This is a genomic window from Bifidobacterium crudilactis, from assembly GCF_000738005.1.
Taxonomy (GTDB): Bacteria; Actinomycetota; Actinomycetes; order Actinomycetales; family Bifidobacteriaceae; genus Bombiscardovia; species Bombiscardovia crudilactis.
The window spans coordinates 558,851-574,389 of record NZ_JHAL01000001.1 but is presented as its reverse complement, the minus strand read 5'-3'; the positions used below and the strand labels follow the sequence as shown (position 1 = coordinate 574,389).

Below are 15,539 nucleotides of genomic sequence, written 5' to 3'. Positions count from 1 at the left end.
TGCTCAGGGATGATGATGTTCCCATGACGAACAGCTCGACATACTCGAATTGGGTATGCGCTTCCGCGAAAATCGGCTGTTTCGCGTCCCTTGAAGGACCCCAGGCGGTGGCGGTGCTCTTCGACAAGCCGAGCACGCGTACGCGATCAAGCTTTCGGTGGGTGTCGCCGAATTGGSCGTKCTTAACCCAKCGKAACGCCTGGAATCAGCGAAAGGAACATGCGACGAACATGATGAACAATATAGTACAGCATGTTCGTATTTACTCCCGAAGCTGATGCTGGCCTCACATCACCGGCGGCGAAACCTCAGTTCCCACGGTCATCTCCACAGTCACTGCTCACATCCAGTCGTCACAGTCAGCTCTCACCCTCAGTTCTCGCGGCTGAGCCACTGCCGCAGGATATTCGTCATCAGCAGCAGGTCGGATTCGGGTATCTGCTCGTCATGTTTGTGCGCCAGAAGAGGGTCGCCCGCACCGAAATTCACGGCGGGCACGCCCAACTGGGAGAACCGTGCCACATCGGTCCAGCCGAGTTTCGCCTGGGGCTTGCTTCCGGTGCGTTCGAACACCAGATTGGCCAGTGACCTCGTCAGCTCCGCATCCATGCCGGGTCGGGCCGCAGGTGATTCGTCCTTCATCTCGATGTCAAAACCCTTGAACACTCCGCCGACAGCCGGAGCGACACCGCCCCCAAGAGCAAGGCCGGCGCCTTCCCCGAACATCAGGCTTTTCGCCTCTTCGAGTGTTTTGTTCGGGGCAAAGCGGTAGTTGACATGCACCCGGCATTCGTCGGGAATCACATTCGTGCCCGTGCCACCGGATATCAGCGTGGCGTTGAGCCCCTCGATGTATTCCAGTCCGTCAACGTTGACGGTAGCCGGAGCGTAGGCGTTGAGGCGGTTCAGAATATCCGCCGCCTTGTGAATCGCGTTCTCTCCCATCCACGCGCGCGCCGAATGTGCGGCCACGCCATGCGTGATGACATCGAAACGAATGGTGCCGTTGCATCCGCCCTCGATGGCGCATGAGGTCGGCTCCCCGATAATGGCGAAATCCCCCTGAATCCAATCAGGATGGGCTTCGGCGACCTTCCTCAGACCGTTGAATTCGGCGGCCACTTCCTCATGGTCGTAAAGCACATAGGTGAGGTCATATGAAGCTTCTGTCAGCGTGGCGGCCAGGTAGAGCAGCACCGCATCGGATGCCTTCATGTCGGTGGCTCCCCTGCCCCACATCACCCGCTCGTCAGGATGCGCCTGTGAAATCTCATCGCGAATCAGCGGGTCACCGGCCTCCAGCCATCGCGGCGGAAAGTTGTTAATCACCGGTACGGTATCGATATGCCCGGCCAGAACAACGCGTGCGTCACGATGCAATCGCGTGGAAGCGACCACGGTATCGCCGTGACGCCGAACAACCAGGTGAGCCTGCCGGGTGAGGAACTCCTCCACGGAGTCGGCAAGCGTATGCTCCTGCCCGCTGACCGAATAGCATTCCATAATCTGCGTGAACAATGCGGCCAGATTCTCCCGCTCACTGCCTGCGGGGTCAACGGTGAAGGTGACACCTTCGTGCACGTTGCCGTCGCGCATGGTCGGCTCCTGGGATTTGGCTGATTGCGAGATGCTTGCTTCGGATTCCATGTGCCCATCTTAACCGGCGGTCGGCGAACACCGTGGCATGCCGACCAAACGCCCATCTGCTGAGACATCGCACCATCAGTTCACCGGCTGTGGCAGTATTGAAGCCAGTAATACACCACCGGAAGAGTCATAATGCCACGTTTGATAAGTGCCATGGAGGGCTTCGGTGTCATTGGAATCGTGATTCTGGCCGGGTACATCGCCGCCAGGTATCGCATCGGCGGCCCGACCGCGCAGATGGTGCTCAACCGATTCAGCTTCTTCATCTCGAGCCCTTGCCTGATGTTCGCCATTCTGTCCAAACAGCCGATACAGGATATTTTCCATCCAAGCATCGTGGTCGCCTTCGCATCCGCCTTGGCCGTGGGTCTGCTGTTCCTTCTGCTGAATTCGATGTTTTTCCATATGAAAACAGCGGACGCGATTATCGGCTCGCTGAACTCCCTGTATCTGAATTCAAACAACATCGGTCTGCCGGTAGCCACCTATATTCTCGGCAATCCCGCTCTGGTGGCACCGATTCTGGTGATGCAGCAGGCCTTGTTCACCCCGGTGGGCCTCACCGCACTCGACGTCACCACGACCGGCCGATTCTCATTCAAAGAGGTGGTCAAGCAACCGCTGCATCAGCCGCTGCTTCTGGGTTCCCTCGGCGGAATAGCGGTTTCGGCAATCGCGGCACGAAGCGGGATGTTCATCGTTCCCGATGTCATATTCAAACCCATCAGCATGATTGGCGACTCCGCGGTACCGATGATTCTTATGGCCTTCGGCATGTCCCTGCGCGGCAGCCGACCGATGCGGAAGGGCTCGAACCGTCGTGCGACAGCGACGGTGGTGATGCTGAAGAACGTCATCATGCCGATAATCGCATTCCTCATCGCATACTTCGTGCTGGGCTTCAGGGGAACCGAGCTCTACGGCTGCGTGGTCCTCGCCGCACTGCCGACCGGTCAGAACGTGTACAACTACGCAGCCCGATACAATGTCGGCCTGACCTTCGCCAGGGACGGCATCCTGCTGAGCACCATCACCTCGCCCTTCATCATCGCATTCATCGCAGCCACACTCACCTGAAGCACGACCCCAGCCATCGTTCAGACCTCAGTCATCACCACGAACATCGGTGATGGCGATACCATCGGATACACGGTTTGCCGCAGCAACGCCGATGCCTACGAGCACGAAGCACAGTGCGATGCCTGCGAAGAAGCCGATAAGCGTCCCTGGCTGGGTCATCGCAGAACCGAATATCGGCAGCATGAGCAGCAGGCTGCTACCCGCAGAAACCACGACCACAACTCGAAGAGGTGTCATGACTTCGATGAGACGCGCCTTCGACATGGTCTTCCTGTCGGCCCCCTCAAGCATCAGCATCCTGTACTGTTCCGCCTGGTCATACACGTTTCCTGCTTGCATCACGCCGCATGACACTGCCGCCAGCACCGCGGAGAACACCAGTGTCACCAAGCCACCCGTACCGATATCCTTGAGCAGCATCGCATCCTGTTCCGAAGCCTGCTGCACGGAAGAACCGATATAGGCGCATATCGCGGTGATTCCCGATATGAACACCGCCAGAGCGATGCCCGAAACATTCCTCCAGGCGCGCTTGGGATTGTCCAGTATGCGTCTCATAGCCAACAGCGTCTCGGCATTGCGGGGCCTGCGGATGCGCATTCTCGCCCTCATCGCAATCACCCAAGGTCCGATGAGATTGATGAGCGCGAAACACAGTGCAATCACGCCGAACAGTACCGCTATGGCAACCGCTTGACCGAAGTATTTCGCCAACGGGGTCCGCATTAGAGCCACGGCAAGGACCATCACCACCACGAAGACCACCAGACGCCATTTGCGCAAGGCCGGAGGCGTCACTCTGGCGCTGACGCCGAGTGGACTCACCACCACACGCATCAGTGCGGACAATGAGGAAAGCAAAGCCAGAGCGGTCATCAGCAAGGCGACCAAGGCCAGTGCCAGCGGTCCGACCCAGAGTTCATGGAAGTGAAAAAGACTGTTTTGAAAAGGTATCTGCATCATGGCCGGAATCAGCGCCACATATATCACCATGCCGAGAACGGAACCCAACAGGGCCTGTCCCGCCGCTTCCAACGCCGTCAACCTCGACACCTGACCCGTTGTCGCTCCTGCGAGACGCAACGCGGCGAGACGAGCATCCCTCCTCGCGGCGGCAAGACGAGCAGCCGACGCCGAAAGGGATGCGAAGGGTACGAGCAGAAGCATGCATGCGAACAGCGCAAGCACCACATAGACGAGGTACACACCGTACTGCGAGGATTGCGGTGTCTGCGACGCCTGAGACTCCTGGAAGGTGAAGGCGTCCACAAAGCCATGCGACGGTGAGGCTCTCCATACGAATGCGTGGACCCCTCCGAGAACGGTGAGGAACATGGCGCTTGCCGCCGCGAAGGCGATTACGGCCAGCAGAGAGGTGGCCGTGACCTTGCGATTGCTGCCCCGATGGAACAGTCTCCATAATGCAAAGCTGCTCATGACCGCCGTCCCGTCGGCGCATCCTGCACATCGGCGATGTCATGGTCGAAGAGCAGTCCGTCCCTCATCGTGATTGTTCTGCTGCAGAAGGCCGCAACACTGGGGTCATGGGTTACCACAATCAAGGACGCCCCGTTCTGGCTGCATGCCTGGGTCAGCACCGTCATCACATTCGCACCCGTTTTGCGGTCAAGCGCACCGGTCGGTTCATCGGCGAACACCACACTCGGTCTGATGCACAGCGCTCGGGCGATGGCGATACGTTGCATCTGGCCGCCGCTCATCTCCCCTGGCCTACGTTGGGCCAACTCGCCCATGCCAAGAGCATCCAACCATGAGAAGGCCATGCTGATCGCCTGCTTGTACTCGACACCACCGAGCATGACCGGCAGCGCGATATTCTCCAACGCAGGCAGTTCCGGAAGCAACTGCCCCGACTGGAATACGAAACCGAACTTCGAGCGTCTCAACTTGGTGCGTTCGGTATCGCTGAAACGACCCATATCGGCCCCATCGAAATACACCGTTCCCGAAGTCGCTTTGACGATTCCCGCCAACACGTGCAGCAGGGTGGATTTGCCCGACCCGCTCGGCCCCATGACCGCGAGGGACTCTCCCGACGCAAGGCTCATGGAGACATGGCTTAACGCCAACTGGTGCATTGCCGTTGAAGGCCCGCGCTGCGGCGCACGTTCCTGGACATAGTCCATCACCACATCCCGCGCTTCAAGCACGGGTCGCAGCTCGGGAGCACGCGTCGGAGAGGGTGCGGACTGAAATTCATTGTTCTTGCTTTGCATAGCTCCTATGCTATGAATGCAACGCAACTCTGCACATCATGTGTAAGAACGATATGCCTGGGCTTTTCACACTGCTCAATCATCCTCGGGTATGAGCAGCCGGTGTCAGCAGGCACTGTCAGCAGCCACCTCGAGCTCCGTCACGAAGTGGAGGTGACTGCCTTGGAGTCAGTTGGGCCTATGCTCAGCCGCAAGCTCGTGCAGACGCTTCTCGAATTCGGGCCAATCCCGTTGCAGAGGCGAAATCAGCTTGTATTCGTCGATCTTGCCGATAGGGACCCATTCGACGGACATGCTCTCGTCGTCATTCGCCTGAGGATTCACCTGATGCCCCGGTTTTTCGAAGGCGAACACCGTGGCATATCCCCATGGGCCGTGGTCCTCACGATAGGAACCAACCACCTGAATGTCCTCGGGATTGATGTTCGCCTCTTCGAAGCTCTCTCTCAGAGCGCCTTCGAGTGGGCTCTCGCCATCGGCGGTGGCTCCACCCGGAGCACCCCAGGTGCCGCCCTCGGCACTCCACATCGCCCGGTGTTGCAACAGCACATCCGTGATGGCACCGCTGTGCTCGTCTCTTCTGGCCAGCAGCACGCCGGAAGCTCCGTTCAGCCCCCAGTGTCGATGCCCGCACGCGCAATCTATCCACCCATCTCCCGGCTGGTGCACGTTATCGCTCGGTGCATTCGGATTATCAGGGTTGACGCCGCGCTTCTGTTCCCGCGTCAGATTCCACAGCTCGGTCCATCGAATCCCCAAGGACTCGACCAGTCCGCGCAAGGTCGGCACGCTGAGTCCCACGACGCCACTGGGGTCGCCTTGGATATTGTCGATGAACGCCGACCCGAATCCTTCGAGCGTGAAGGACCCCGCCACTTCAAGAGGTTCCTTCGTGGCGATGTAGTCCTCGATATCCTCGTCGCTGAAGTCGCCGAAACTCACCTGAGCGTGGCTCACCGCATGAAGTTCACGGCCTGAAGCCACATCAATGAGGCAGTGCCCCGTCCACAGAGTGCCGGTGTTCTTCCTCATCGCACGAAGACGCTCCCGAGCGTTCTCCTCGCTGTGCGGCTTGCCGTACACCACGCCATCCAGTGTGAACATGGAGTCGCATCCGATGACGAGAGGTCCGACAGTCGCCGAGGTCAAACCCTGATGGGCGTTGATGGCCTCCTGAATCGGCGTCACCTTCGCGATGCTGCCGTATCCGTCCTGTAGAGGAAGGGAAATCTGCAAATCGCCTTCGGCCTCGCGCGCGGTCTGCGCCACGTCTGCAAAGGATTGGGCGACGGCCAGAGCCTTGGCCCGGGCCAATGTGGCCACGCGGTCCTCGGCGGCCATGGTACTGGGGTCGATGTCACGTTCCTGAGCGGTCTGGTCGACGGTTGCGATTTCATCCACATGCGATTCACGGACGGTGGGGCAAATGCCTGCAGCGTACAACAAATCTCTACGTGGTCTCGATTTGGAGGCCAGAATCAACGGAATCGACATACCCGTCCCTTCTATCGGAGGCTTCTGCATCCGATGCACACCCGTTCGGTGTTCTATTCTTGCTGTTCGACCTGCACCCCGGCAAGGTCTATTGCCAGAGGCAGAAGTTTCCAATGGCCGGACTCGAGTTGTTCTCCCGCCAAGGATTGCAGTTCCTCATCCACGTCGCCGCTATGCAACACCAGCACGCATGGTCCTGCTCCGGAGACGGCGGCTGCCAGGCCCCTGCCTCGCAGACATTCCATCAGAGCTGCGGATTGAGGCATCAGAGGGCCTCTGTATTGCTGGTGCAGCGCGTCCTGAGTGGCGCAGAACAGCAGTTGATTTCGCCCCAGACCGCTGCCCTGCATCGCAGCCGCACCCTCGCCGTCGCCGTAGAAAGCCGGGCAGAGTGACGCAGGAAGCAACCCCACACGAGAGACATTGACTATCGCATCCTCGTAAGGCACCTGCTTCGGCAGGGCATGGCGCGCATCACTGGTCGACAGGGTGAAATCGGGCACAAAGACGTAGGCGCGAATATCGGTCGAGACCGGATAACGCACGGTGTGGTAGCCGGCGGAGAGATCGCCCGTGACCTGGTTGTTCCCAGCACTCTCAGAGCCCTGAGAAGCATGCTCGGCCTGGGAGCCGAGCGCTTCCGCACCCTCCTCGAGCTTCCAGGAAAAGGTCAGTCCTCCGTATACGGCAGGAGCCACATTGTCGGGATGACCTTCGACCTTGGCTGCGGCAGCGAAGACATAGTCCCTGTCCAGCACACCGCCGTGGGTGAAGGCATATGCGGCGCTGATGCCCGCCACGATGGCCTCGGCGCTGGACCCCATACCTCTGGCCTGGGGTATCCGGTTCCGTGCCGAAAGATGCAGCTCGCGCATCGGCATGCCGAGGTCCCTGGCCGCGTCGCGGAATGATTTCACCACAAGATGCGAGGCGTCCCTGGGGAGGGTGTCGGCGCCCTCTCCCTCTATCTCCACGTCAACCGCATCGCTGTCGAGCTGCCCCAGGGAGAAGCTCAAGGTGTCGTGGTAATCCAGTGCAAGCCCGACCGCGTCGAAACCCGAACCGAGGTTGGCTGTGGTCGCCGGAACGTGGACATGAATGCTCTCAGGCATGGTGCTCATATGCGAACCAATCAGTCGAGAACGCGCAGAATCGAAGCGTCGCCGGTCACCGCATCCAGCTCGGACACCTCTTTCACGACCTCGCGCAAGGTGACCTCATCGCACATGTGGGTCACGAGTCGCAACTGCTGGATTTCGCCGCTGTAGCCCGGATCATGCAGAGTCGGTTTGATGTCCTGGTTCACGCCGTTGATGGAGATGCCGTGCTGCGAGAAGGATTGGGCGATGGCCGCAAGCACCCCGGGCTTGTCGTGAATCAGGAAGCGGACGGCGAAAGCGGCCTTTGAGGCGTCCAGTGGTGCCTTCGGCAAGGTCGCGTAGATCGGAATGACCGGACCGACCGAACCCTGCGCGATATGCCGGGCCTCGGTGACCACATCGCCGACGACGGCGGAAGCGGTGGGCGCCCCGCCAGCGCCACGGCCGTAGAACATCAAATCGTCCGCCGCCTCGGCTTTGACGAACACCGCGTTGAAACTTCCATGCACGGAAGCCAGAGGATGGTCGAGGGACATCAACGCCGGATAGACACGCGCCGAGATACCGGCCTCGGATTGGTCGACCACGGCAAGCAGCTTGATGACCTTGCCTTCGGCGGTTGCGGCGGCGATGTCGTCCGCAGTGATTTTGGTGATGCCTTCAACCGGCACATCATCGATGCGCACATCCGTGTGGAAGGCGAGCAGAGCCATGATTGCGGCCTTGGCGGCGGCATCCAGCCCCTCGATGTCGGCGGTGGGATCGGCTTCGGCGAATCCCTTGCGCTGTGCGTCCTTCAGCGCCTCGTCGAAGTCCAGACCTTTGGTGGTCATTTCGTCAAGAATGTAGTTGGTGGTCCCGTTGACGATACCCATGACGCTCAGTACGCGGTCTCCGACCAAGGATTCACGCAGGGGGCGAACGATGGGAATCGCTCCGCCTACAGCCGCCTCGAAGTAGATGTCCACGCCGTGCTCGGCTGCCGCCTGGTACAGCTCGGGACCGCATTTGGCCAGCAATGCCTTGTTCGCCGTGACCACGCTGGCGCCGGATTCGATGGCTTTCATCAGGAAGGTGCGCGCAGGCTCGATGCCCCCGATAAGTTCGATGACGATATCCGCACGCGTGACCAATTCGGCAGCATCGGTGGTCAGCAGGGACTTGTCTATCCACGGATCGCTCACCGCCGAAGGGTCCAACACTGCGATGCCGACGAGTTCCATCGGCCTGCCGATGCGATTCGCCAGCTCTTCCTGCTGCTCGACAAGCAGACGTGCCGTCTGCGAGCCCACGGTTCCCGCTCCGAGCAAAGCTACTCGGATAGGGGCATTGTTGTTCTCAGACACTCGTCTGTCCTTCCTGTAAGCGGTAGTAATACCCAACAGCTCAATCATCCTACGTCAACATGACGAATGAACTCAGTACCTGCTGAATATCCTCGGTCACACCGTCGAAGTCATGCTGGACGGTTGCCGGGCGAATCCTGATGCGCACCCTCATCGACGTCCAGTTCCAGCAGGTCATCGACGCTCTGTCGTCGAAGCATCAGGTGGGCTCCATCGGCCGAAACCGCCGCGACCGCAGGAATGGGGACCTGATTGTAATTGCTGGCCATCGTCCGCCCATATGCGCCCGTAACCGGAATGGCGAGTAGATCGCCACGACGGATATCGGCGGGAAGTCTGACGCTCTGCACCAGAATGTCACCCGATTCGCAATGCAGACCGACCACTCTGGCGTCAATCCCCTCATCCGCACCTCGCCTATTGGCAAGCTCCGCGGTGTATTGGGCTCCGTACAGTGCCGGACGGATATTGTCGCTCATTCCGCCGTCCACAGAGACATAGGTTCTGGTGGCACTATCGGCAAGATGTATCGTCTTCACCGTGCCGACCCGGTACAAGGTCACGCCGCAGGGGGCGATAATCCACCTTCCGGGTTCGAAGGAGAGCACGGGCGCAGGCAGACCAAGCCGATGGTTGATGCCATCAACGGCCTGTGACATGTGCGCGAAGGTGTCCTCGATGTTCATGGATTCGTCGTCATCGGTGTACGCCACCGAATACCCGCCGCCCAGATCCGTCTCCGGCAGCAGGAAACCGTCGGTCGCCCAGAAGGTCTTGCGCAGCACCATCAGACGTCTGGCGGATTCGATGAAGGCGTTGGCATCATGTATCTGCGAGCCGATATGCGCATGCACACCGACGAGTTCCAAATCGGGTTGGCGCGAAAGGATGTCTTTGAGGACGGCGATGGCAGGACCGTCGGCCACCGCATCCATGGCGGCGCTGACCGCAGAATCATCGTCAGGACGTTTCCCACTCGGCACGTACAGCGACGAGACCTGCTGAACCTTGGCATCGTGCGGTCCCGAGACGTCATACTCCGCTGCATTGTTCTCAGCGACATCGTCATGTTCAAAGTCGAACACATGCCGATCCGCACCGACAGGCAGCAGCGGCACACCGAATTTCTGATCTTCATGCGCGGTGGAGATGAACTCGTGTCCCCCGGCATGAACGCCCACGGTGACCCGAAGCATGACCTTCGCGGTTTTGCCCAGGGAATGCGCGATGGCGGCGATACGTTCCGGTTCGTCCGGGGAATCGACCACGATTTTGGCGAATCCCTGCTCAACTGCCAGACGAATCTCCTCATCGGACTTGTTGTTGCCGTGCAGCACCAGTCTTCGTCCGGGAGCCCCCGCAGCCAAGGCGATGCGCATCTCCCCCATGCTGCATGTATCCACCAGCATGCCCTGAGCGAGCACCAGACGAACCACTTCTTTGCTAAGAAAGGCTTTGCCCGCATAGCTCACATGCGTGTTGGTATAGGGGAAGGCCTCACTGACCGCGGACACGAAGCGATGCGCCCTCTCGGTCAGTTCCTGAGTATCCACCACATAGAGCGGCGTGCCGAAGCGTGCGGCCATCTCCTTGACGCTGATGCCATGCAGACGGACGCAGGCTTCGGAGTCACGTTGCGCGCCGTCAGGCCAGATGGCCGACATTGCGGTGAATTCCTGATTCGTGTGTGATGACGTCGCTTCGCTCATGAACTACATCTTATCCGGCGCGGCTCACACCAAGGAGCTTCAAGCCTCCGGCGATCACATGCTGGACGGCGTCGTTGAGCTTGAGCCGGGCGGCGGCGCGAGACGTCTCGGGATTCTTCGCAACCGACAGGGCGTCGCGTTCCTCGCCCTTCAGACGACTTTCCGGGTCGGTGAGTTCCATCGGAACCACTCGTTCCGCGTTGGTACCACTTGTGGTATGCGGAGGCCAGGTCTTCGAGATAGTGCGCCGATTCTGTGGGGCGCACGGTGGTCGCCCGCCATTTGCAGCACATTCGGATACAGCGCGAGCGCGGCAAGCACTTCGCCGTCGGCCGGCGTATCCAGCAGCGAGAGATCGGCATCGGCGATGCGTATGCCGGCCTGTTCGGCGTTGCGGTCCACGTTGCATGAACGCGCGTGAGCATACTGCACGTAGTACACCGGATTCTCATTGGTATGCGACGCCAGCAGGTTCAAATCTATATCGACGCTCTGGTGATAATCGGTGCGAGCCAGCGAATAGCGCGACGCGTCCACGCCGATTGCCTCAAGCAAATCATCGATGGTGACGACGTTTCCTGCGCGTTTGCTCATGCGCACGGCCTTGCCGTCCTTCATCACATTGACCATCTGACCGATGAGAATCTGCATGTTGACTTCAGGAGTGTCGCCGAATGCGGCGCAGACCGCCATCATCCTGCCGATATATCCGTGGTGGTCCGCGCCCAGCATGTAGATGGCCACATCGCATGGATGGTCGGCCCTACGGCGTTTGTTGAGATAGTAGGCAATGTCACCGGCGATGTAGGCGGCGTGCCCGTCGGATTTGATGATGACGCGGTCTTTGTCGTCACCGTATTTGGTCGATGCGAACCAGGTCGCGCCGTCCTTCTCGAAGATGTCCCCCTGCTCGCGCAGCTCGTTGATGGCGCGTTCCACCTCACCTGATTCGTAGAGGCTGTTCTCATGGAACCACACGTCGAAGTCGACTCTGAACTCTTTCATGGAGTCCTGGATCTCGGCGAACATCATCGGTACGGCGCGTTTGCGGAACTCCTCCCGCTGCTCGCTGGCTCCTTCGTCGCCCTGCTCGTCACGAACCCGAGGCAGCGCCAGCGCATCAACGCCGTCAGCCTTCGCCTCGTCGATCACGCGGGCCGCTATTTCGTCGATATAGGCGCCTTTGTATCCGTCCGCAGGCACCTGCTCATGATGAGCCGCGGCCACCAGGGACTTCGCGAAACGGTCGATCTGCTCGCCGTGGTCGTTGAAATAGTATTCACGCACCACTTCGGCGCCGTTGGCCTGCAATATCCTTGCCATCGAGTCGCCGACCGCGGCCCAGCGCGTGCCGCCTATATGAATCGGTCCGGTGGGATTGGCCGACACGAATTCGAGATTCAAGGTATGCCCGCCGAGATGGTCGTTATGCCCGAAAGCATCACCCTGCTCGAGGACGGTATCGACCACGGCTGCCGCCGAAGCCGAATCCAGTACGATATTGATGAACCCCGGACCTGCCACCTCGACCGATGAGATGCCTTGCGCCGACTGCAGGCCTTCCGCAAGAGCGTTGGCGAGCTGACGCGGTTGCACGCCGGCCTTCCTGGCCAGCTGCATCGCCACGTTGGTGGCCCAGTCACCATGCGATCGATCCTTCGGACGGGCTACGTTGATGGAGGCCGCCTCGGGAATCGCGTCCTGCGCCAGACTTCCGGCATTGCCGGATTCGACCAGCTCGGTGATGGTTTTTGCAATTACTTCCGCTAATGCTTCAGGGCTCATTCTCACAAGTCTAATGTTTGCCCAGACAGAACGGGTGTTGGAAGACACCGCCGGGACGCTACCGGACCGGGACATCGAGGGTCGAATACGATAACTGCACTAAAAGGACAGCTTTTCGGAGAAAAATTCCCAAATTGCTGTCCTTTTAGTGCAGTTATCTCCTCTTCAGCAGGAAACCGTATATCTCGGACTGGCTGACGGGGAAAGAGGGTGGTCCGGCGTGCAGTCGGCTCAGAACGCCTGCTCCTCGAGGTTGTTCAACACCGACCAGACCAGGGCGTTCATCGCGAACTCCGTGCTTTCCGGCAGCTCGACATGTTCGCCGTCCAGCAGCCACTGCAGCTGCAGACCGTCCATGATTGCAAGAATCGCAGAAGCCGCCATATCGGCCTTCGCCATGTCGATGGTGGCTTTGCGTTCCTTCGCCATATCGATGAGGGCCTGGGTGATTTCCTCGCGAAGATTGCTGTAGCGATTCAGGAAGTAGTCCCGACCTGCATTGTCGTCGGTGATGGATTCGGACGACAGGGTCACGAAGGTACGCACGATTCCGGGACGCGAGGCATTGCGCCGGGCCGTTTCGACAAGATGACGGAACAGTCCCGCACCGCCGGGAATATGGTGCTCCTCAAGATGCTCCACCTCGCTGGTATCCCTGTATTGCAGAACTGCCAGGAGCAGGCCGCGTTTGGAACCGAAGTGGTGCAGAATTCCCGCCCGGGTCATGCCGACCCGGTCAGCAATCTCCTCGAGGGTGCCGTTCGAGGTGCCTTTGAGACCAAACACCTCTGACGCAGCCTTGAGTATCTCCCGACGTTTGCGGGAGGTTTCCGGCCTGTGCTTCGTGGATTTTTCGTTACGCTGTTCGTCTGCCATCGTCGCTCCAAATCTCGTTGCGATCACCATGACTGATCGGCATTATATGTATCATAAGCATCGCACGTTGCCGCATCGCGTCGGCAGTTATCAGGCTCACTGCGCCTTTGCCTGCATGTCGAAGACCCTCATGAAGAGCCAACTCTGCAGATACGCCGTCACACTGAAGGCGAAGAATATCCACAGGAACCACAATCTCGGTGCAAACAGCGGTATGACCACGATGATGACCAGCATCAGCATGAAGGCGAGCGCGGTGAAGAGCACATGTTGCAGCGACAGCGACAGCGCCGCTCTGAGTATCGCAGGCACGGTCATGTCATATCGCCCTGCAATGGGGAATATCAGCATCGCGGCCAACATCATCACGGCGATGAGTACGCAGACGGGTATCAGTACGACGATGTTGCCCTGAGTCGCGTTCGACATCAACCAGTACGCAGCAGCAGCATTGCGCCGAAGGCGCCGGCGACGATCGCCCAGAGTGCCGTGCCCCTGCGCAGATTCTCGCGATACGCCCTGCGGAATCTGTCGAAGACTCGGACCGTTCCCTCGGCACGAATCTGAAACACGACCTCATACAGCGATGCGACGCTGGTGCCTATGGTGAGCACCGGAAGACACCCGAGCATGAACAGCAGGTTCAGTTCCAGGAGTTCGAGCATCACATTCAACACGGCATACACTTTGCCGTCAATGGAGAAAAACTCCTTCATCGTTCCCCCTCACGCCACGTGGACACCCTGGCAAGCAAGGTCATGGCGGATTGTGACGGCAGACGGCACAGTGTGTCCAGCTCAGCATCCTTCACTCGCACATCTACGGGCCGATTCCCGTCGTTGAACAGCACCATGGCGGTGGTGCCGTCGGGATTGTCACAGACCAGGCTCCTGAGCGACCCGCTCTGGGTGCTTTCGACCCTCACCGCACCGGCCGCGATAACCGAGCTGAAATGCGCCAGACCCCAGTAGTCGAGGGTGTACTCGACCTTGGCACCCCTGGATATTCTCAGTAGACCACGGCATGTGCTTCGTCCGAATCCCGGAACGACCGGTCCGTTGTGACGGTCGAGGGCGATGTTCCACAGCATCAGCGAACGGGAACGGTGACGAAGGATCTCGATGCCCGTCCTCATCAGATTGCCGAAAGCAGGTCCGAACGCAGGTATCCAATCACCTCCCGAACCTTCGGTGAAATAGACGGGGGCATCGTCGTATTGCCGGGACAGCTCGCTTTGCCGCGCCGCCTCGCCTCCATACCAATGCCAGGCGATGCCATCGAAAGCCTTCCGGCCGTGCTCAAGCAGATGGGCGGGATACTCCGGATGGTCCCAGTTGTGGTCATAGCCCCAGATTTCCGGCGAAAGCCCCGCACCTTCCAGCGCGGGGCGCAGGAAGGAAGTCACGAACTCCAACTCCTCGGCTGCGCTCATCGGCATTCCCGGATAATGCGGAGGTTCGAACAGGGGCTCGTTCTGGACGGTGAGTGCGTGCACAGCTATGCCCTGGCCTCGATACGCCTGAATGAATCTGACGAAATACCGGGCATAGGCCGAGTACCAGCGTTTGAGCAACGACCCGGTAATCATCGTGCCACTGTCCTTCATCCAGCCAGGTGCGCTCCAGGGGGATGCGATAAGGCGAAGGTCGGGATTGAGGTCCATCGCCTCCTTGGTCAGGGGAACGATATCCGCAAGGTCATGCCGGATGGAGAAATGCCGCATATCCTCGTCGGTCGCACCACCGCTCATATCGTCATAGCTGTAGACCCATCTCGAATAGTCGCAGGCTCCCATCGGATTGCGCAGCAGGGACAGCCCTATGCCGTGCCGACGGCTGAACAGACGTCTCATGACCTCTTGCCGTGCAGACGCATCAAGACCGTTCACCAGGAAGGCCGAAGAGTCGGTGAACGAGGCTCCGAAACCGAGGATGCTCTGGAAGCGCCGTGCATGGTCTATCTCCAGCGGCACCTCATGGGCGGCTTCCGCCGGAGCGTCACCGTCGAGGGAAACGGCCTGCATCATATGGGCCGCATCGGTGCTCAGCCACGCTCTCGCCTGACCGACGCCCACCCCACGCGTATCAGCGGTTTTCACAGCGCTCATATCCACCACCGCATCCTTTTCTCATCTGTCATATGCCTTGCGGGACGGCGGCCCGGAATCCGATTCGGCATGATTTCCGGCCCGATGCCACCATAACCCCGCCGCGAGGGGCATCGCCCCGTCCCCGTGCCGTCGAGGCCGCGCTTTCTGCCGTGCGG

The 15,539-nt window shown here is 59.7% G+C and carries 12 protein-coding genes and 2 pseudogenes; 2 read left to right on the top strand and 12 right to left on the bottom strand.

Annotated features, from left to right (window positions below; translation table 11 throughout):
• Positions 1 to 175: pseudogene (locus DB51_RS10395) on the top strand (ornithine carbamoyltransferase); the annotation flags it as partial.
• A 197-nt stretch (positions 176 to 372) separates the two neighbouring features.
• On the opposite strand, the gene dapE reads toward DB51_RS10395, so the two are convergent.
• Positions 373 to 1,596: a succinyl-diaminopimelate desuccinylase gene (dapE, locus tag DB51_RS02235; RefSeq protein WP_051867197.1), complete on the bottom strand. Its 1,224-nt coding sequence runs from the start codon at positions 1,594 to 1,596 to the stop codon at positions 373 to 375.
• 183 nt (positions 1,597 to 1,779) lie between these two features.
• Here dapE and DB51_RS02230 point away from each other — a divergent pair, with 183 nt between their 5' ends.
• On the top strand, positions 1,780 to 2,724 hold the full coding sequence (locus DB51_RS02230; protein WP_034250894.1) for an AEC family transporter: 945 nt from the start codon (positions 1,780 to 1,782) through the stop codon (positions 2,722 to 2,724).
• 27 nt (positions 2,725 to 2,751) lie between these two features.
• Here DB51_RS02230 and DB51_RS02225 read toward each other — a convergent pair whose 3' ends face one another.
• From DB51_RS02225 to DB51_RS02175, 11 genes and pseudogenes are all read right to left on the bottom strand, one after another.
• Positions 2,752 to 4,164: an FtsX-like permease family protein gene (locus DB51_RS02225; protein ID WP_034250892.1), complete on the bottom strand. Its 1,413-nt coding sequence runs from the start codon at positions 4,162 to 4,164 to the stop codon at positions 2,752 to 2,754.
• Positions 4,161 to 4,964, bottom strand: a complete 804-nt coding sequence (locus DB51_RS02220) for an ABC transporter ATP-binding protein (RefSeq protein ID WP_162174604.1) — start codon at positions 4,962 to 4,964, stop codon at positions 4,161 to 4,163. The genes DB51_RS02225 and DB51_RS02220 overlap by 4 nt, the downstream gene beginning before the upstream one ends.
• 168 nt (positions 4,965 to 5,132) lie before the next feature.
• Positions 5,133 to 6,458 carry a Maf family nucleotide pyrophosphatase gene (locus DB51_RS02215; protein ID WP_034250890.1) on the bottom strand — a complete coding sequence of 442 codons (1,326 nt, stop codon included), beginning with the start codon at positions 6,456 to 6,458 and terminating at the stop codon, positions 5,133 to 5,135.
• Between the two features lie 53 nt (positions 6,459 to 6,511).
• On the bottom strand, positions 6,512 to 7,579 hold the full coding sequence (gene thrB / locus DB51_RS02210) for a homoserine kinase (RefSeq protein ID WP_034250888.1): 1,068 nt from the start codon (positions 7,577 to 7,579) through the stop codon (positions 6,512 to 6,514).
• 11 nt (positions 7,580 to 7,590) lie between these two features.
• Positions 7,591 to 8,904, bottom strand: coding sequence for a homoserine dehydrogenase (locus DB51_RS02205; protein WP_034250887.1), 1,314 nt, complete (start codon positions 8,902 to 8,904; stop codon positions 7,591 to 7,593).
• A 110-nt stretch (positions 8,905 to 9,014) separates the two neighbouring features.
• Entirely contained in the window at positions 9,015 to 10,568 is a 1,554-nt protein-coding gene (locus DB51_RS02200) for a diaminopimelate decarboxylase family protein (protein ID WP_051867170.1), read from the bottom strand.
• Between the two features lie 48 nt (positions 10,569 to 10,616).
• Positions 10,617 to 12,398: pseudogene (argS, locus tag DB51_RS02195) on the bottom strand (arginine--tRNA ligase).
• A 231-nt stretch (positions 12,399 to 12,629) separates the two neighbouring features.
• The gene (locus DB51_RS02190; RefSeq protein WP_034251322.1) at positions 12,630 to 13,274 is read right to left on the bottom strand and encodes a TetR/AcrR family transcriptional regulator; all 645 of its coding nucleotides are present in this window, start codon (positions 13,272 to 13,274) and stop codon (positions 12,630 to 12,632) included.
• Between the two features lie 96 nt (positions 13,275 to 13,370).
• Positions 13,371 to 13,703 carry a YesL family protein gene (locus DB51_RS02185; protein WP_034250886.1) on the bottom strand — a complete coding sequence of 111 codons (333 nt, stop codon included), beginning with the start codon at positions 13,701 to 13,703 and terminating at the stop codon, positions 13,371 to 13,373.
• Positions 13,703 to 13,990, bottom strand: coding sequence for a YesL family protein (locus tag DB51_RS02180; RefSeq protein ID WP_034250885.1), 288 nt, complete (start codon positions 13,988 to 13,990; stop codon positions 13,703 to 13,705). The genes DB51_RS02185 and DB51_RS02180 overlap by 1 nt, the downstream gene beginning before the upstream one ends.
• A complete protein-coding gene (locus DB51_RS02175) occupies positions 13,987 to 15,381 on the bottom strand; it encodes a glycoside hydrolase family 30 protein (protein WP_051867169.1) in 1,395 nt (464 codons plus the stop codon). The genes DB51_RS02180 and DB51_RS02175 overlap by 4 nt, the downstream gene beginning before the upstream one ends.
• Positions 15,382 to 15,539 lie beyond the last annotated feature (158 nt).